The organism is Pseudomonas lijiangensis (assembly GCF_018968705.1).
In the GTDB taxonomy this organism is placed as follows: domain Bacteria; phylum Pseudomonadota; class Gammaproteobacteria; order Pseudomonadales; family Pseudomonadaceae; genus Aquipseudomonas; species Aquipseudomonas lijiangensis.
Window position 1 is genome coordinate 749,621 of record NZ_CP076668.1, and the last position, 19,172, is coordinate 768,792.

Here is a 19,172-nt window from a genome sequence, read left to right on the forward strand (position 1 = left end):
CAGCCTTCGGGTCCTGTAGAATTCGCCTCCCGCTGACGAGCAACGCGAAGTTGATCGAAGCGCAAGTGGTTGAAGTTGCAAAGGAAACTTTGAAACTTGTTGAAATAACCGCTTGACAGATGCAGAGGGTGCTGTAGAATGCGCGCCTCGGTTGAGACGAAAGGCTCAACCCACCGCTCTTTAACAACTGAATCAAGCAATTCGTGTGGGTGCTTGTGGTGTAAGACTGAAGTCAACAGATTATCAGCAACGCAAGTTACTCCGCGAGAAATCAAAGATGTAACCAACGATTGCTGAGCCAAGTTTAGGGTTTTCTCAAAACCCAACGATGTTTGAACTGAAGAGTTTGATCATGGCTCAGATTGAACGCTGGCGGCAGGCCTAACACATGCAAGTCGGGCGGCAGCACAGGTACTTGTACCGGGTGGCGAGCGGCGGACGGGTGAGTAATGCCTAGGAATCTGCCTGGTAGTGGGGGATAACGCTCGGAAACGGACGCTAATACCGCATACGTCCTACGGGAGAAAGCAGGGGACCTTCGGGCCTTGCGCTATCAGATGAGCCTAGGTCGGATTAGCTAGTTGGTGAGGTAAAGGCTCACCAAGGCGACGATCCGTAACTGGTCTGAGAGGATGATCAGTCACACTGGAACTGAGACACGGTCCAGACTCCTACGGGAGGCAGCAGTGGGGAATATTGGACAATGGGCGAAAGCCTGATCCAGCCATGCCGCGTGTGTGAAGAAGGTCTTCGGATTGTAAAGCACTTTAAGTTGGGAGGAAGGGTCGTTACCTAATACGTGACGATTTTGACGTTACCGACAGAATAAGCACCGGCTAACTCTGTGCCAGCAGCCGCGGTAATACAGAGGGTGCAAGCGTTAATCGGAATTACTGGGCGTAAAGCGCGCGTAGGTGGTTCGTTAAGTTGGATGTGAAATCCCCGGGCTCAACCTGGGAACTGCATCCAAAACTGGCGAGCTAGAGTAGGGCAGAGGGTGGTGGAATTTCCTGTGTAGCGGTGAAATGCGTAGATATAGGAAGGAACACCAGTGGCGAAGGCGACCACCTGGGCTCATACTGACACTGAGGTGCGAAAGCGTGGGGAGCAAACAGGATTAGATACCCTGGTAGTCCACGCCGTAAACGATGTCAACTAGCCGTTGGAATCCTTGAGATTTTAGTGGCGCAGCTAACGCATTAAGTTGACCGCCTGGGGAGTACGGCCGCAAGGTTAAAACTCAAATGAATTGACGGGGGCCCGCACAAGCGGTGGAGCATGTGGTTTAATTCGAAGCAACGCGAAGAACCTTACCAGGCCTTGACATCCAGTGAACTTACCAGAGATGGTTTGGTGCCTTCGGGAACACTGAGACAGGTGCTGCATGGCTGTCGTCAGCTCGTGTCGTGAGATGTTGGGTTAAGTCCCGTAACGAGCGCAACCCTTGTCCTTAGTTACCAGCACGTCATGGTGGGCACTCTAAGGAGACTGCCGGTGACAAACCGGAGGAAGGTGGGGATGACGTCAAGTCATCATGGCCCTTACGGCCTGGGCTACACACGTGCTACAATGGTCGGTACAGAGGGTTGCCAAGCCGCGAGGTGGAGCTAATCTCACAAAACCGATCGTAGTCCGGATCGCAGTCTGCAACTCGACTGCGTGAAGTCGGAATCGCTAGTAATCGCGAATCAGAATGTCGCGGTGAATACGTTCCCGGGCCTTGTACACACCGCCCGTCACACCATGGGAGTGGGTTGCACCAGAAGTAGCTAGTCTAACCTTCGGGGGGACGGTTACCACGGTGTGATTCATGACTGGGGTGAAGTCGTAACAAGGTAGCCGTAGGGGAACCTGCGGCTGGATCACCTCCTTAATCGACGACTCAGCTTCACCATAAGCTCCCACACGAATTGCTTGATTCATTGAAGAAGACGATTGGGTCTGTAGCTCAGTTGGTTAGAGCGCACCCCTGATAAGGGTGAGGTCGGCAGTTCGAATCTGCCCAGACCCACCAATTGTTTGGGGCCATAGCTCAGCTGGGAGAGCGCCTGCCTTGCACGCAGGAGGTCAGCGGTTCGATCCCGCTTGGCTCCACCATTTACGGCTGTATCACATGCATCAAAGCTTAGAAATGAGCATTCCACCACACGGTGCCTGAATGTTGATTTCTGATCTTTATCAGAATCGTTCTTTAAAAATTTGGGTATGTAATAGAAAGTTAGACTGTGAACCACTTTCACTGGTGGAATCACAGGCTAAGGTAAAATTTGTGAGTGAATTGCAAATTTTCGGCGAATGTCGTCTTCACAGTATAACCAGATTGCTTGGGGTTATATGGTCAAGTGAAGAAGCGCATACGGTGGATGCCTTGGCAGTCAGAGGCGATGAAAGACGTGGTAGCCTGCGAAAAGCTTCGGGGAGTCGGCAAACAGACTGTGATCCGGAGATGTCTGAATGGGGGAACCCAGCTGTCATAAGACAGTTATCTTGTACTGAATACATAGGTGCAAGAGGCGAACCAGGGGAACTGAAACATCTAAGTACCCTGAGGAAAAGAAATCAACCGAGATTCCCTTAGTAGTGGCGAGCGAACGGGGACCAGCCCTTAAGTTGATTCGAGATTAGCGGAACGCTCTGGAAAGTGCGGCCATAGTGGGTGATAGCCCTGTACGCGAAAATCTCTTGTCAATGAAATCGAGTAGGACGGGGCACGAGAAACCTTGTCTGAACATGGGGGGACCATCCTCCAAGGCTAAATACTACTGACTGACCGATAGTGAACCAGTACCGTGAGGGAAAGGCGAAAAGAACCCCGGAGAGGGGAGTGAAATAGATCCTGAAACCGTATGCGTACAAGCAGTGGGAGCCCACTTTGTTGGGTGACTGCGTACCTTTTGTATAATGGGTCAGCGACTTATATTCAGTGGCAAGCTTAACCGAATAGGGGAGGCGTAGCGAAAGCGAGTCTTAATAGGGCGTTTAGTCGCTGGGTATAGACCCGAAACCGGGCGATCTATCCATGGGCAGGTTGAAGGTTAGGTAACACTGACTGGAGGACCGAACCGACTACCGTTGAAAAGTTAGCGGATGACCTGTGGATCGGAGTGAAAGGCTAATCAAGCTCGGAGATAGCTGGTTCTCCTCGAAAGCTATTTAGGTAGCGCCTCATGTATCACTGTAGGGGGTAGAGCACTGTTTCGGCTAGGGGGTCATCCCGACTTACCAAACCGATGCAAACTCCGAATACCTACAAGTGCCGAGCATGGGAGACACACGGCGGGTGCTAACGTCCGTCGTGAAAAGGGAAACAACCCAGACCGTCAGCTAAGGTCCCAAAGTCATGGTTAAGTGGGAAACGATGTGGGAAGGCTTAGACAGCTAGGAGGTTGGCTTAGAAGCAGCCACCCTTTAAAGAAAGCGTAATAGCTCACTAGTCGAGTCGGCCTGCGCGGAAGATGTAACGGGGCTCAAACCATGCACCGAAGCTACGGGTATCACCTTCGGGTGATGCGGTAGAGGAGCGTTCTGTAAGCCTGTGAAGGTGAGTTGAGAAGCTTGCTGGAGGTATCAGAAGTGCGAATGCTGACATGAGTAACGACAATGGGTGTGAAAAACACCCACGCCGAAAGACCAAGGTTTCCTGCGCAACGTTAATCGACGCAGGGTTAGTCGGTCCCTAAGGCGAGGCTGAAAAGCGTAGTCGATGGAAAACAGGTTAATATTCCTGTACTTCTGGTTATTGCGATGGAGGGACGGAGAAGGCTAGGCCAGCTTGGCGTTGGTTGTCCAAGTTTAAGGTGGTAGGCTGAGATCTTAGGTAAATCCGGGATCTCAAGGCCGAGAGCTGATGACGAGTGTTCTTTTGAACACGAAGTGGTTGATGCCATGCTTCCAAGAAAAGCTTCTAAGCTTCAGGTAACCAGGAACCGTACCCCAAACCGACACAGGTGGTTGGGTAGAGAATACCAAGGCGCTTGAGAGAACTCGGGTGAAGGAACTAGGCAAAATGGCACCGTAACTTCGGGAGAAGGTGCGCCGGTGAGGGTGAAGGACTTGCTCCGTAAGCTCATGCCGGTCGAAGATACCAGGCCGCTGCGACTGTTTATTAAAAACACAGCACTCTGCAAACACGAAAGTGGACGTATAGGGTGTGACGCCTGCCCGGTGCCGGAAGGTTAATTGATGGGGTTAGCGCAAGCGAAGCTCTTGATCGAAGCCCCGGTAAACGGCGGCCGTAACTATAACGGTCCTAAGGTAGCGAAATTCCTTGTCGGGTAAGTTCCGACCTGCACGAATGGCGTAACGATGGCGGCGCTGTCTCCACCCGAGACTCAGTGAAATTGAAATCGCTGTGAAGATGCAGTGTATCCGCGGCTAGACGGAAAGACCCCGTGAACCTTTACTATAGCTTTGCACTGGACTTTGAATTTGCTTGTGTAGGATAGGTGGGAGGCTTTGAAGCGTGGACGCCAGTCTGCGTGGAGCCATCCTTGAAATACCACCCTGGCAACTTTGAGGTTCTAACTCAGGTCCGTCATCCGGATCGAGGACAGTGTATGGTGGGTAGTTTGACTGGGGCGGTCTCCTCCTAAAGAGTAACGGAGGAGTACGAAGGTGCGCTCAGACCGGTCGGAAATCGGTCGTAGAGTATAAAGGCAAAAGCGCGCTTGACTGCGAGACAGACACGTCGAGCAGGTACGAAAGTAGGTCTTAGTGATCCGGTGGTTCTGTATGGAAGGGCCATCGCTCAACGGATAAAAGGTACTCCGGGGATAACAGGCTGATACCGCCCAAGAGTTCATATCGACGGCGGTGTTTGGCACCTCGATGTCGGCTCATCACATCCTGGGGCTGAAGCCGGTCCCAAGGGTATGGCTGTTCGCCATTTAAAGTGGTACGCGAGCTGGGTTTAGAACGTCGTGAGACAGTTCGGTCCCTATCTGCCGTGGACGTTTGAGATTTGAGAGGGGCTGCTCCTAGTACGAGAGGACCGGAGTGGACGAACCTCTGGTGTTCCGGTTGTCACGCCAGTGGCATTGCCGGGTAGCTATGTTCGGAAAAGATAACCGCTGAAAGCATCTAAGCGGGAAACTTGCCTCAAGATGAGATCTCACTGGAACCTTGAGTTCCCTGAAGGGCCGTCGAAGACTACGACGTTGATAGGTGGGGTGTGTAAGTGCTGTGAGGCATTGAGCTAACCCATACTAATTGCCCGTGAGGCTTGACCATATAACACCCAAGCAATCTGCTGACGCAGGTTGTGGTGTAGTGAAGATGACAAACCGAAAGTTTGCGCCACACACAAATTGAACCAGTAAAAACTCTATTACACACCCATTCGCGGGTACGTGAACCTTCACGCACCGGCTACCGAATTTCTTGACGACCATAGAGCATTGGAACCACCTGATCCCATCCCGAACTCAGCAGTGAAACGATGCATCGCCGATGGTAGTGTGGGGTTTCCCCATGTGAGAGTAGGTCATCGTCAAGATTATATTCCGAAACCCCCATCTGCACACGCAGGTGGGGGTTTTGTCTTTCTGGTCCCAACCTTTTGTCTGCTGGCTTGACACATCAAATGTGGTGGATTGCTTATGGCAATCCCGGCCGCTTGCCCTTATGGTTTGGCCTCAGGTTTTACTCGTTCGAGTCAAGGAAGCATACATGTCCGTCACAACCTCTCTGAGCGCCGGCTTCATGGTGGTTCATGGCAACCGCCCGGATGAACTGCGCAGTCTGGTTGTCTCCTGGATGCGACGCTATCCCCTGGCTCCTCTGGAAAACGAAATTGCCCTGGTACAAAGCAACGGCATCGCCCAGTGGCTCAAGCTGGCATTGGCTGAAGATGCCCAGGATGAAGACCAGGGTGGCTGCGGTATTGCGGCTGCGATAGATGTTCAACTGCCCGGCAGTTTCATGTGGCAGCTGTATCGCTCCGTATTGGGCCGCAATGAAATCCCGGAAGTCTCCTTGCTCGACAAGGCTCCGCTGACATGGCGCCTGATGCGCCTCCTGCCGCAACTGATCAATCAGCCCCATTTCGAGCCCTTGCAGCGCTTCCTCACTGACGACACGGACCTGCGCAAGCGCTACCAGTTGTCCGAGCGTCTGGCTGATCTGTTCGACCAATATCAGGTGTACCGTGCCGACTGGCTGAAGGACTGGGCGGAAGGTCGTCATCAACTGCTCAATGTCCGAGGTGAAGCCAAGCCGCTGAGTGCCGCCAATTGCTGGCAGGCCGAGCTGTGGCGTGCGCTGCTGGACGATGTTGGTGCCGAAGGCATGGCCCAGAGCCGTGCCGGTGTTCATCAGCGCTTTCTGGCGCGTATCAACACCCTTGACGAGGCTCCGCCTGGCTTGCCTGCACGAGTGATCGTTTTCGGTATTTCGTCCCTGCCTGCTCAGGCACTGGAAGCTCTGGCCGGTCTATCGAAGTTCAGCCAGGTGCTGCTTTGCGTACACAACCCTTGTCGCCATCACTGGGCCGATATCGTCGCCGACAAGGACTTGCTTCGCCATCAGTACAAACGTCAGGCACGCAAGAACGGCATGCCAATGGCGCTTGATCCAGAGGCTTTGCATCAGCACGCGCATCCGCTGCTCGCGGCCTGGGGCAAGCAGGGTCGCGACTACATCAACCTGCTCGACAGCCATGACGAACCCAACAGCTACCGCTCCTCTTTCAAGGATGAGCGCATCGACCTGTTCAGCGAGAGCGAGCCGACAACCCTGCTCAACCAGTTGCAGGATGACATTCTCGAACTCCGGCCTCTCGACGAAACCCGCGAACACTGGCCCGCTGTCGACTCCCTGAAGGATCGCTCGATCCGTTTTCACGTAGCCCACAGTGCCCAGCGTGAAGTGGAGGTGCTGCACGATCAGCTACTGGCACGTTTCAGCCGGGACCCAGGCCTCAGGCCACGGGATGTGATTGTCATGGTCCCCGACATCGACAGTTATGCCCCGCATATCCGGGCCGTGTTCGGGCAGATCGACTCCCATGACCAGCGCTTCATTCCCTTCACCCTGGCCGACCAGGGCCAACGCGGCCGTGAGCCGCTGCTGATTGCGGTCGAGCATCTGTTGAAGCTCCCCGACAGCCGCTTTCCGGTCAGCGAAATCCTCGACCTGCTGGACGTTCCTGCCTTGCGGGCACGCTTCAAGATTCAGGAACATGACTTGCCGACCCTGCATCGCTGGATCGAAGGCGCCGGGGTACGCTGGGGGCTGAATGCACGACAGCGTGCCGGCCTGGGATTGCCCGACGAGCTGGAACAGAACAGCTGGCATTTCGGTCTGCGTCGAATGTTGCTGGGCTATGCCGTTGGGGCGGGTGAAGCTTATGAAGGTATCGAACCCTATGACGAAATCGGCGGGCTGGATGCTGCACTGATCGGCCCACTGGTTGCCTTGATCGACGCCTTGCAGGTTACCCACGCCGAACTGTCCCTGCCCGCGACCCCCGAGCAATGGGGCGCACGTTTGCAGGCTCTGTTGCAGGTGTTTTTCCAGGCCGAAAGCGAACATGACGATTACCTGCTGGGTCAGCTTGAGATGCTTCGAGAAACCTGGCTGAAGACCTGTGAAACAGTGGACTTGTTCGATGAGTTGCCACTGACCGTCGTGCGTGAAGCCTGGCTGGCCGGTCTGGACAAGGGCCGTCTGTCACAGCGCTTTCTGGCGGGCTCGGTCAACTTCTGCACCTTGATGCCTATGCGTGCGATTCCTTTCAAAGTAGTCTGCCTGCTGGGCATGAACGACGGCGATTACCCTCGCGCCCAGCCGCCACTGGACTTCGACCTGATGGGCTGCGACTACCGCCCCGGTGACCGTTCGCGGCGTGAAGATGATCGTTACCTGTTGCTCGAAGCGCTGCTCTCGGCACGGGACCAGTTGTATATCAGTTGGGTCGGCCACAGCATTCGCGACAACAGCGACCGCCCGGCTTCGGTGTTGATCGGCCAGTTGCGCGATCACCTGGCCAGCGGCTGGAAACTGGCCACTGACGAAGAGCCTGACAGCAAACAAGACCCGGGCGAACGCCTGCTCGATGCCTTGACCCTGCATCACCCGCTACAGCCGTTCAGTGCCAGTTATTTCCATGCCGACACCGGCTACTTCAGCTTTGCCCAGGAATGGCGGCTGCTGCATGAAGACAAGGCAGCTCCGGTCAGCGCGGCGGCCTTGCCACCTCACGAGCAGGATGAACCCCTGACGATTGCGCAGTTGCAGGACTTCCTGAGAAATCCGGTAAAGCACTTTTTCAGTCAGCGCCTGAAGATCTACTTTGAAACCGCTGAAGCGCCGGTGCCAGATGAAGAACCTTTCGTGCTCGACGCACTTGAGCGTTACGGTCTTAGCGAAAGCCTGCTGGCCGCCGCCATGGCCAGCCCGGACGATATCGAAGGGGCGTTGCAGGCTCAGGCACTCAAGCTGCAAAGCAGTGGTCTGTTGCCCATGGCCGGTTTCGGCACTCGCCTGCAGGCCGAGTTGATCGAGCCACTGCCTGATGTGCTCATGCGCTATCAGGCGTTGCTGGCCCTGTGGCCCGAGGCGTTGAGCAGTGCCTTGCCGGTGAGCTTTACCCATAACGACGTGAGTCTCGAAGGCTGGCTCGGCGGCCTGCACAGCAATGGGCAAGGCCAGTTGCTGACCGTAACGGTCATCCCCAACAGCATTGGCTCGAAAAGAACCCGCAAATGGCATCGACTGATTCGTCCCTGGGTCACTCATCTGGTCGCCAGTGCTTGTGGCTTGCCGCTCAATACGGCGCTGGTGGCCACGGATGACACGCTATTGCTGGCTCCGCTGGAGCAGGACGCCGCCAGCGCAATCCTCAGCGATCTTCTGACCACCTGGATGTTCGGCATGCAGCAACCTCTGCCGGTAGCGGTCAAGACCGCCTTTGCCTGGCTGGGGCAACCACTGGACAAGGCCGAGGCCGCTGCACGCAAGGCGTATGAAGGCGATGGGGTCACCAGTAACGGTGAGCTAGGTGAAAGCACCGCGTTGGCCCGGCAGTTCCCGGACTTCAATGCGTTGATGGACAGCGAAGAGTTCGTCGGCTGGTGTGAAGCGCTCTACAAACCTATTTACGAAGCACCCTGGCAGTCTCTGTCCGGCGGGGAGGCCAGCGCATGAGTACCTTGCAAGAACACGCCGTTCCTCTGGCGTTGCGCTTTCCACTTCGCGGCAGCCAGTTGATCGAAGCCAGCGCCGGTACCGGCAAGACCTTCACCATCTCGGCGTTATACCTGCGTCTGGTGCTGGGCCATGGAGATGACGCATCAGGTTTTGGCCGCGAGCTATTGCCACCACAGATCCTGGTGGTGACCTTTACCGATGCCGCGACAAAGGAGCTGCGTGACCGAATTCGTACCCGTCTGGCCGAAGCTGCCCGTTTCTTTCGTGACGAAATCGCCGCGCCCGACGACCTGATCGCCGACTTGCGTGCCCAGTTCAGCGCCGAACAATGGTCGGGCTGTGCCAACCGTCTGGATATCGCCGCGCAATGGATGGACGAGGCCGCTGTTTCGACCATTCACAGTTGGTGCCAGCGCATGTTGCGCGAGCACGCTTTCGACAGCGGAAGCCTGTTCACCCAGAGTCTGGAAACCGATCACAGTGATCTGCTGGGCGAAGTGCTGCGCGATTACTGGCGGCGTTTCTGCTACCCCATGAGTGGCGATGCTCTGGATTGGGTGCGGGAAAAATGGGGTGGTCCGGCCGCCTTGCTGCCACGTATTCGTGGTCTGTTTGGCCGCGAGCGCAGCCAGGTGACTCAAGAGCCGGCCGAGCTGATTCTCGCCTCCCTGCAACAACGTCGCGAAGCGCTGCAAACGCTGAAAGCGCCCTGGACCGATTGGGCCAACGAGCTGCATGCGATTTGTCAGGACGGCGTCAAACGCAAGATCGTCGATGGCCGCAAGATGCAGGAGCGCTACTTTGCGCCCTGGTTTGAAAAGCTCAAGGCCTGGGCCGCAGACGAAACCCAGGTAACGCTGGATCTGGGCACCGGCTTCACCCGCCTGACTCCAGATGGCGTTGCCGAAGCCTGGAAAAGCGACCCGCCGTCGCACCCGGCCCTGGAGGCCATGCCCGGACTGAAAGCGGCCATCGACGCACTTCCCAAACCCGATGCCGCCGTGCTGCAACATGCCGCGCAGTGGGTCAGCGCCCGCTTTGAAGAAGAAAAGCGTCGCCGTGCGGAAATGGGTTTCGACGACATGCTGCTCAGGCTCGATGCCGCACTACAAGGTGCTGGTGGGGAACGTCTGGCGACGCTGATTCGTGAGCAATTCCCTGTCGCGCTTATCGATGAATTCCAGGATACCGACCCGGTGCAGTACCGGATCTTCGAGAGCATTTATCGCCTTGAAGAGAACGACGAGCAGACCGGCCTGTTCCTGATCGGTGACCCCAAGCAGGCAATCTATGCCTTCCGTGGCGCTGACATCTACACCTACCTGCGCGCCCGTACGGCAACGGCGGGGCGCTGGCACACACTGGACACCAACTACCGTTCCAGTCATGCCATGGTCGAGTCTGCCAATCACATCTTCGATCAGGCCGAGCAGCGTGCCGAAGGGCGTGGCGCGTTTCTGTTTCGCGAGGGCGACAGGAATCCGGTGCCGTTTACCAAGGCTCTTGCCCAAGGCCGCAAGGAAACCCTGCAAGTCGATGGCGCACCACTCGCGGCCCTGACGGTCTGGCATCTGCCAAGTGACCAGCCGGTGTCCGGCACGGTTTATCGCCAGCAACTGGCAGCCAGTTGCGCCAGTGAAATCGTGCGTCTGCTTAAGGGCGGGCAACAAGGACAGACCGGCTTTGCGGCACCCGATAAAGCGCTGCGTGGATTGCTGCCTGCCGACATCGCGATTCTGGTGCGTGATGGCAAGGAAGCCCAGGCCGTGCGTAATGAGCTTGCGGTGCGCAACGTGCGCAGCGTCTACCTCTCCGACAAGGATTCGGTGTTCGCGGCGCAGGAAGCCCATGATCTGCTGGCCTGGCTCAAGGCCTGTGCCGAGCCGGACGCCGAACGCATTCTGCGTGCGGCTCTGGCCTGCATCACCCTGAACCTGCCGCTGGCCGAACTGGAGCGCTTGAATCAGGACGAACTGGCCTGGGAGCAGCGCGTCATGCAGTTCCGCGGCTATCGAAGCCTGTGGCGTCATCAGGGTGTGCTGCCGATGCTGCGCCGTCTGCTGCATGACTTTGCCTTGCCCCAGACACTGATCGCTCGCAACGATGGCGAGCGGGTGCTGACCAACCTGCTGCACTTGTCCGAATTGCTGCAGCAGGCCGCTGCCGAACTGGATGGCGAACAGGCCTTGATCCGGCATCTGGGCGAGCAGCTGGCGTTGTCCGGTCAGGCTGCCGAAGAGCAGATTCTGCGCCTGGAAAGCGATGAGCAACTGGTCAAGGTCGTGACCATCCACAAGTCCAAGGGCCTGCAATATCCGCTGGTGTTTCTGCCGTTCATCTGTTCGACCAAACCGGTGGATGGCAGCCGCTTGCCCTTGCAGTTCCACGATGCCGAGGGCAATGCCCAGATCAGCCTGCAACCCACGGAAGAGCTGATCGAACTGGCCGACAATGAGCGTCTGGCCGAAGACCTGCGCTTGCTCTATGTGGCCCTGACCCGTTCCGAGCATGCCTGCTGGCTGGGTGTCGCCGACCTCAAGCGCGGCAACCTCAACAGCTCCATGCTGCATCGTTCTGCGCTGGGTTACTTGCTGGGCGGTGGCGTGGCGCTGGGCGAGTCGGCCAACCTGAAACTCTGGTTGCGGGACCTGAGTCAGGGCTGTGAAAGCATTGCTTTGCAGCCAGTCCCCGAGCCCACCGCCGACACCTTCAGCCCGCCCCGCAATGAAGCCCGACTCGTCAAGGCACTGATGCCCAAGCGTCGAGCTGCTGAAAACTGGTGGATCGCCTCCTACAGTGCGCTGCGTATCGGCGACACCGTGACCACGAGCGGCGATGCGTCTCCCGACAGTCCGCAGGCGCAGAAGCTGTTCGACGACGAACGCCTTGATCCGCAGGCACCTCGCGAAGTGCTGGCAGCGGGTGACGATATCCATCGTTTTCCCCGTGGTCCCAACCCCGGCACCTTTTTACACGGTCTGCTGGAGTGGGCAGGCAACGAAGGCTTTGCCGCCGCAGCTCATGACCCGGAACTGCTGAGCGACGCCATTGCCCGCCGCTGCAACCGACGAGGCTGGGAAGGCTGGATCAACACCCTGACCGGCTGGCTGACACACCTGCTCAACATGCCTTTGCACTTGGGCAATGACGTGACGCCGGTCGCCCTGGGGCAACTGGATCAACCCAATCAGTACCGGGTTGAAATGGAGTTCTGGTTCGCCAGCAGCCAGGTCAACGTCACACAGATGGATGAACTCGTGCGTCATTACACCCACGGCAATGCGCCGCGACTGGTGACCCAGACCACGTCGCTCAATGGCATGTTCAAAGGCTTCATCGACCTGACGTTCGAGCATGAGGGGCGCTATTACGTGGCGGACTACAAATCCAACTGGCTGGGCGGTGACGAGACGTTCTACACCGAGCAGTCCATGGAAGCGGCCATTCTCGAAAACCGTTACGACCTGCAATACGTCCTCTACCTGCTGGCATTGCATCGCCAACTCAAGGCGCGGCTGGCCGATTACGATTACGACCGGCACATGGGCGGCGCGGTGTACCTGTTCCTGCGTGGCAGCCGCTCATCCACCCAAGGCGTGTACTTCACCCGGCCACCCCGTGAGCTGATCGAGAGCCTGGACCTGTTGTTCCAGGGCCAACCCCTGTCCACCGCCCAGCCTGGAGCGTTCGCATGAGCCGCACGTTTGCCGAACTCTTGCCCGCGCAACTGGATGCCGAGAGCCTGACCCATCTGAACCCGCTGAGCCGGGTCGACGATTTGCTGCTGTTGCTCGATCGCTGGGTGGAGCGTGGCTGGTTGCGTGCGCTGGACCGGGCTTTCGTGGCCTTTCTTGGCGAACTCGACCCGCACGCCGATTCCCGGGTATTGCTGGCGGCAGCCTTGAGCAGCCATCAGCTAGGTCACGGGCATGTATGCCTGGACCTGTATGAAACCCTCAAGGAGCCGGACTTCGCCCTGTCACTGCCACCGGAAGGCGACATGCAGAGCGTGCCGGTGATGTTGCCCTCCGAACTGCTCAAAGGGCTGGATGGCGCGACATGGTGTCGGGCACTGGCTGACAGCCCTTTGGTCGCCTTGGCCGAAGACGTGAGCCCGGCCGCTCTGCAAAAGCCGCTGGTGTTGTCTGATCGACGCCTGTACCTGCGCCGTTACTGGACGTATGAGCGCCGCATCGCAGCGGCCTTGCGTCAACGGCTGGCCCAGCCGGAAAGCGCGCCACAGGATCTGGCCCAACGCCTGGACGCTCTGTTCGGCGCGGCCAATACTGCGCCGGACGCCGTGATCGACTGGCAGAAACTGGCTTGCGCCCTGGCCACTCGCCGTGGTTTCAGCATCATCACCGGCGGGCCGGGCACCGGCAAGACCACGACCGTGGTGCGCCTGTTGGCCTTGCTGCAAGCGCCCGCGGTGCAAAGCGGTCAGCCACTGCGCATTCGTCTGGCGGCACCCACCGGCAAGGCTGCGGCGCGGTTGACCGAGTCCATCAGCCAGCAAGTGCAAAGCCTGGACGTCAGTGATGGTGTTCGGCAGAAGATCCCCAGTGAAGTCACCACCGTGCATCGTCTGCTGGGCAGTCGTCCGGGAACGCGGCACTTCCGTCACCACGCGGGCAATCCATTGCCGCTGGATGTGTTGGTGGTCGATGAAGCTTCGATGATCGACCTGGAAATGATGGCTAACCTGCTGGATGCATTACCGCCCGATGCACGCATGGTGCTGTTGGGCGACAAGGATCAACTGGCGTCTGTGGAAGCGGGCGCTGTGCTTGGGGATCTGTGTCGTGATGCGGAACAGGGTTTCTACAGCCCGCAGACTCAGGCCTGGCTGGAAGCGATCAGCGGCGAAGACTTGAGCAGGAGCGCGCTGCAACAAGGCGATGCCCAACAGCATCCACTCGCGCAGCAAGTGGTGATGTTGCGTCACTCGCGGCGTTTCGGGCAGGGCAGCGGTATCGGCCAGTTGTCGCGGCTGGTCAACCAGCAACAGGATCACGAAGCCCGTGGGCTGCTGGCGGCTCGCACTCACAAGGACCTGTTCAGTCTGGCCCTCAAGGGCGAGCAGGATCAGCGTTTTGAAAGCCTGTTACTCGACGGTCATGGCGACGGGCCGCAGGGTTATCGCCATTATCTGGGCGTGCTGTCCGGGCAGCGTCCGGCCGATGGCTCGCCACTGGAAGATGAATGCTGGACCCGATGGGCGCGTGAGGTGCTGCAGGCCTTCGATGCGTTCCAGTTGCTGTGTGCTGTGCGCAAGGGACCTTGGGGCGTCGAGGGCTTGAACCAGCGGATCACTCAGGCCCTGTCCGGCGCAGGCCTGATCGAAAAGGACCAACTGTGGTACGAAGGCCGCCCGGTTCTGATGACCCACAACGATTACGGCCTTGGTCTCATGAACGGCGACATCGGCATCGCCTTGTACCTGCCTGAACGCGATGGGTCAGGGAAGCAGGTCTTGCGTGTAGCCTTCCCGCGCAACGACGGCAGCGACGGTGTGCGCTTCGTGCTGCCCAGCCGGCTCAATGATGTGGAAACCGTGTACGCCATGACCGTGCACAAATCCCAGGGCTCGGAGTTCGCCCATACCGCCCTGATCCTGCCCGAAGCCCTTAATCCGGTGCTGACCAAGGAACTGATCTACACCGGTATCACCCGGGCCAAACACTGGTTCAGCCTGATCGAGCCACGCCAGGGCGTGTTCGAGGAGGCGCTGCGCCGCAAGGTCAAGCGCCTGAGCGGGTTGATGCTGGGGCTTTAGCGAAACCGTCAGAGGACGCCTGCCGACTCAGTGATTGTCGGCACCGCGTCTGAAGAACAGCGTCACTTGTCCCAGCTCGACCCCGAACTTGGACATGAACGAGCGATTGATCAGCGTGTCCTCGTCCATCAGGTACATCCAGTCGTCGAACTGCACCGGGTAGAACTTGCCATCGACCTCCAGGTTGAGGGTGTAGCGCCAGCGCAGTGCATTGCCTGCCACTTCGCCAATGGCCTCGCCGATGACATCGCCAGCGGTTCCTTTCCAGCGCCCCGGCCCGTCCGGTGTCAGGGTCCAGACCCGGCGTTGCAGCGTACCGTCGCTGTAGACAAAGTGTTCGTCGAGGATCAACTGCTCGCCTTGTTTGCGGCCTTCGATGGTGACCGTAAAGCGTTTGACCACTTCACCCGAACGCTTCTGAAACATGCCCCAGGCCTTTACCGGTTGCGAGAAAAAAGCAGGCAGATCCAGCTCGGGTTTCTCGTTACGGTACTGGCCGACTTCGATGCTTGAGCAACTGCTGAGCAACAGGCAGCAAGCCAGTAGCCAGGACTTCCACATTGCGACGTGATTCATTGCTTTTTCCTCGGAAGGCGCTGGTGCAGTTGAATTCTTGGTGGACAGCGATATCGACCTTCGCTTGTGTGGATAAATCCGTTTTCACCCGTATTTGAGTGACGAAGCCTGTTCCTCGGCTACCCGTGGCAGGGCTCTTCTATACTCGAGACTCTACGTATTGCGAGCTGACCTCTCTCACGCCAATCTGCCACGGAGAACAACAATGAAAATCGCATTTATCGGCCTGGGCAATATGGGAGCGCCCATGGCGCGCAACCTGATCAAGGCTGGTCATCATTTGCACGTGTGTGACCTCAACAAGACCGTACTGGCCGAACTTGCCGCCTTGGGGGCAAGCATCCGCGAAACCCCGAAGCATGCCGCTCAGGGCAGTGAACTGGTCATTACCATGCTGCCCGCCGCCGTCCACGTGCGCAGCGTTTATCTGGAGGAGGACGGCGTGCTGGAAGGCATTGCTGCCGGTGTGCCTGCCGTGGATTGCAGCACCATCGATCCACAGACCATTCGTGAGATATCGGCCATTGCCGCGAAAAAAGGTGTGGTTGTCAGTGATGCGCCGGTCTCTGGAGGAACGGCTGGCGCTCAGGCCGGGACGCTGACTTTCATGGCGGGAGGAACGCCTGAACACTTTGCCGTGCTCAAGCCGGTGCTGGAGCAGATGGGCCGTAATATCGTGCATTGCGGGGATGTCGGGACCGGGCAGATTGCCAAGATCTGCAACAACATGCTGCTGGCCATTTCCATGATCGGCATTTCTGAATCCATGGCTCTGGGCAATTCCCTGGGGATCGATCCTCAGGTGCTGGCGGGGATCATCAACACGTCGACCGGGAGTTGCTGGAGTTCAGAGTTCTACAATCCATGGCCGGGCATCGTGGAGACCGCGCCTGCTTCGCGAGGCTACACCGGCGGTTTTGGCGCAGAGCTGATGCTCAAGGATCTGGGCCTGGCAACCGAAGCCGCCAAGTCAGCGCATCAGCCTGTGATCCTTGGTGCCCTGGCCCAGCAGCTTTATCAGGCGATGAGTCTGCGGGGTGATGGCAACAAGGATTTTTCAGCGATCGTCGAAGGGTATCGACGCAAGGAGTGAAGGCTCAGGCCACTATCGAATCCAGTGAACGGTCGACCATTGCCTTGGCCATTTGCGCCAGGTGCAGGATCGAGATTGTCAGGTCATGGTTATGACCGTCACTGGCTTCATTGGCGGTGGCAATGATGCAACGCAGCAAGTCGGACGCGAGATTGAGTCCATCCTGCTGGCTGAGGGCTTCGTTGACGATGAACGGTTTGATGTCGGGCATGGGCAACTCGAAGATAAATGAAGCAGAGAAATGCATTCGCGCATCGGTGAGACTGCTTGAAATACAGACTCGCCTTCGCTCGAAGACATTGCCCGCAGAGCCTAGAGAGGCCGATTCCGGCACGCAATAGGGTGTAGCCGTCTCGGAAACTTCACTCAATAGAGCAAGATTCATCCCGCATTCGTGGCAGCGAATCTCTGGCAATCAGAGTGTGTTTCTGCCGTCTTGTCACATCTTGTCCAACCTTCGCGAATGTAGATGCATACGATTCTCTTTTACTTTAAAGAATCGTAAGGACGTTCCATGCATTCTCCCCTCCGTTTGCGGCCTTCGGCTGTGATGATCAAACTGGCGCTGGCTTGTCTGGCCTCGGGTCAGGCCTATGCGCAAGAGCAGACCGAACCTCAGGAATCGGCCAACGTGCTGTCGATTTCAGACGTGGTGGTCACTGCTGCCGGTTATGAGCAGAACCTGGAGGATGCACCGGCGTCGATGACTGTCATTACCGGTGACGAACTGCGCAAGAAGTCCTTCCGCGACCTGACCGATGCGGTGCGTGACGTGGAGGGCGTCACCGTCAACGGCGGGGCCAACGAAACCGATATTTCCATTCGCGGCATGCCTGCCGATTACACGCTGATCCTGGTGGACGGCAAGCGCCAGAGTGCGCGCGAGTCCCGGGTCAACGGCAATAGCGGCTACGAGCAGAGTTTCATTCCGCCAGCCGAAGCCATCGAGCGAATCGAAGTGGTACGTGGCCCGATGTCGTCGTTGTACGGCTCCGATGCCATCGGCGGCGTCATCAACATCATCACCCGCAAGGTAACGCCGGAGTGGGGCGGTTCGATCACCTACGATTACTCGGCTCGCCAGCACAGCGACCAGGGCAATGCCCGTCAGACCCAGTTCTACCTCAGTGGCCCGATCAAGGAAGACTTGCTTGGCTTGCAGGTGTGGGGACGTTATCTGGATCGTCAGGCGGACGACGATATCGAACAGACCAATGGCTTCAGCAAGGCGGATCACCGTGACCTCACTGCGCGGCTGGCGATTACCCCGAACGCCGATCACGAGATTCTGCTGGAAGCCGGTGCGACACGCCTGAAGAACGGCGATGGCCTGAGCGCCAACTGGGCGACTCGCGAGCAGGAAAACAACCGCGATCACTGGTCGATTTCCCATCAGGGACGCTGGGGCTGGGCGACTTCCGATGTGTCGCTGGCGTACGAAAAATCCAGCCGCGAAGGTCTGGCCGATTCGACCCAGACCGATGTGCTGGGCCGCAAGCCGGAAGTCGAGAACACCGTATTCGACGCCAAGCTGGTGATGCCCACCGAACACAACATCACCACGGTCGGCATGCAGTGGAACGACACCACGGTCACCGACTGGAACCAGGGCCTGGGCGATCGCCGGAACTACGAGTTCTCCGTTGTGCAGAGGGCGCTGTTCGCCGAAAACGAATGGTCGATGACCGATACGTTCTCTCTGACTACCGGCCTGCGCATGGACGATCACGAACAGTACGGCGTGCATTTCAGCCCGCGGGTCTATGGTGTCTGGCGTGCGACGGATGACTGGACCTTCAAGGGCGGCGTGGCCCGTGGCTTCAAGGCGCCTGAAGTGCGGGCCGTGGTTCCCGGCTACTCCTACCTGCGACGCAACAGATTCGTGATGTTCGGCAACCCCGACCTCAAGCCGGAAACCAGCACCAACTATGAGCTGTCGGCGCTGTGGTCCAACCGCAATAACCTGTCGGCCGGCGCGACGGTGTTCTACAACGACTTCCAGGACAAACTGTCGACCGTGACCACCACAGAGGTGTGGAACGGTTTCATTGTCATGGATCGGGTCAACGTCGACAAAGCCGTGATTCAGGGCGTCGAGCTGAATGGTCGTTGGGATGTGACATCGGCCGTCGCGCTCAAGGCCAACTTCACCTACACCGACTCCGAGCAGAAGAGCGGCGCCAACGCCGGTGCGCCACTTGCACTGACCCCGGAGCGCAAAGCCAACCTGCGCGCCGAATGGCAATTGAACGACCGCACCCAACTGTGGGCGGTGACCAATTACTACGGCAAGGAATACGGCAATACCATCACCGACGAAGCCTCACCGGCCTACACCACGGCTGACTTTGGCGGGTCTTACGAACTGAGCAAAAACATCTCGCTCAATGGCGCGCTGTATAACGTGACCAACCGGCGTCTGGATGATGAAACCTATGGCACCGTGAACTATGGCCGTACGCTGTGGGCGAGTACGACAGTGCGGTTCTGAGCGAATGTGAATCACTTTGTGGGAGGCAGCTTGCTGGCGAAAAAGGCCTGAAAACCGGCAAATATTCTGCGTCTGTAAAAGTCGCCAGC

At 57.9% G+C, this 19,172-nt stretch carries 7 protein-coding genes, 2 tRNA genes and 3 rRNA genes; 10 read left to right on the forward strand and 2 right to left on the reverse strand.

Features of this window, described 5'->3' with window-relative positions; translation table 11 throughout:
* The first annotated feature begins 334 nt into the window (after positions 1 to 334).
* From KQP88_RS03295 to recD, 8 genes are all read left to right on the forward strand, one after another.
* Positions 335 to 1,873: ribosomal RNA gene (locus tag KQP88_RS03295) — 16S ribosomal RNA — on the forward strand.
* 64 nt (positions 1,874 to 1,937) lie between these two features.
* Positions 1,938 to 2,014, forward strand: a tRNA-Ile gene (locus KQP88_RS03300).
* 7 nt (positions 2,015 to 2,021) lie between these two features.
* A tRNA-Ala gene (locus KQP88_RS03305) sits at positions 2,022 to 2,097 on the forward strand.
* Positions 2,098 to 2,336: 239 nt separating this feature from the next.
* Positions 2,337 to 5,229 (forward strand): 23S ribosomal RNA (locus KQP88_RS03310).
* Positions 5,230 to 5,378: 149 nt separating this feature from the next.
* Positions 5,379 to 5,494, forward strand: a 5S ribosomal RNA gene (rrf, locus tag KQP88_RS03315).
* Together the 16S, 23S and 5S rRNA genes with 2 tRNA genes alongside form the textbook arrangement of a ribosomal RNA operon.
* A 173-nt stretch (positions 5,495 to 5,667) precedes the next feature.
* Positions 5,668 to 9,144, forward strand: coding sequence for an exodeoxyribonuclease V subunit gamma (recC, locus tag KQP88_RS03320; protein WP_216704844.1), 3,477 nt, complete (start codon positions 5,668 to 5,670; stop codon positions 9,142 to 9,144).
* On the forward strand, positions 9,141 to 12,842 hold the full coding sequence (gene recB, locus KQP88_RS03325) for an exodeoxyribonuclease V subunit beta (protein WP_407681812.1): 3,702 nt from the start codon (positions 9,141 to 9,143) through the stop codon (positions 12,840 to 12,842). Before recC ends, recB begins: the two co-directional genes overlap by 4 nt.
* On the forward strand, positions 12,839 to 14,923 hold the full coding sequence (gene recD, locus KQP88_RS03330) for an exodeoxyribonuclease V subunit alpha (protein WP_216704845.1): 2,085 nt from the start codon (positions 12,839 to 12,841) through the stop codon (positions 14,921 to 14,923). Before recB ends, recD begins: the two co-directional genes overlap by 4 nt.
* A 27-nt stretch (positions 14,924 to 14,950) precedes the next feature.
* On the opposite strand, the gene KQP88_RS03335 is transcribed toward recD, so the two are convergent.
* Complete coding sequence (locus KQP88_RS03335) at positions 14,951 to 15,484, reverse strand: DUF3833 domain-containing protein (RefSeq protein WP_025258398.1); 534 nt, start codon at positions 15,482 to 15,484, stop codon at positions 14,951 to 14,953.
* Between the two features lie 220 nt (positions 15,485 to 15,704).
* On the opposite strand from KQP88_RS03335, the gene mmsB reads away from it, so the two are divergent.
* Positions 15,705 to 16,592 carry a 3-hydroxyisobutyrate dehydrogenase gene (mmsB, locus tag KQP88_RS03340; protein ID WP_216704846.1) on the forward strand — a complete coding sequence of 296 codons (888 nt, stop codon included), beginning with the start codon at positions 15,705 to 15,707 and terminating at the stop codon, positions 16,590 to 16,592.
* 4 nt (positions 16,593 to 16,596) lie between these two features.
* Here the strand turns inward: mmsB and KQP88_RS03345 are convergent, their stop codons facing one another.
* Positions 16,597 to 16,803 (reverse strand): DUF6124 family protein, encoded by a 207-nt coding sequence (locus KQP88_RS03345; RefSeq protein ID WP_038400159.1) that lies wholly within the window; start codon positions 16,801 to 16,803, stop codon positions 16,597 to 16,599.
* A 303-nt stretch (positions 16,804 to 17,106) separates the two neighbouring features.
* Here KQP88_RS03345 and KQP88_RS03350 point away from each other — a divergent pair, with 303 nt between their 5' ends.
* Positions 17,107 to 19,083 (forward strand): TonB-dependent receptor domain-containing protein, encoded by a 1,977-nt coding sequence (locus tag KQP88_RS03350; protein WP_216704847.1) that lies wholly within the window; start codon positions 17,107 to 17,109, stop codon positions 19,081 to 19,083.
* The last annotated feature ends 89 nt before the right edge of the window (positions 19,084 to 19,172 follow it).

Coding starts and splice junctions, on each gene's coding strand:
- recB (WP_407681812.1), top strand. CDS start 9,141: ATGAGTACCTTGCAAGAACACGCCGTTCCTCTGGCGTTGCGCTTTCCA.
- KQP88_RS03350 (WP_216704847.1), top strand. CDS start 17,107: ATGCATTCTCCCCTCCGTTTGCGGCCTTCGGCTGTGATGATCAAACTG.
- KQP88_RS03345 (WP_038400159.1), bottom strand. CDS start 16,803: ATGCCCGACATCAAACCGTTCATCGTCAACGAAGCCCTCAGCCAGCAG.
- mmsB (WP_216704846.1), top strand. CDS start 15,705: ATGAAAATCGCATTTATCGGCCTGGGCAATATGGGAGCGCCCATGGCG.
- KQP88_RS03335 (WP_025258398.1), bottom strand. CDS start 15,484: ATGTGGAAGTCCTGGCTACTGGCTTGCTGCCTGTTGCTCAGCAGTTGC.
- recD (WP_216704845.1), top strand. CDS start 12,839: ATGAGCCGCACGTTTGCCGAACTCTTGCCCGCGCAACTGGATGCCGAG.
- recC (WP_216704844.1), top strand. CDS start 5,668: ATGTCCGTCACAACCTCTCTGAGCGCCGGCTTCATGGTGGTTCATGGC.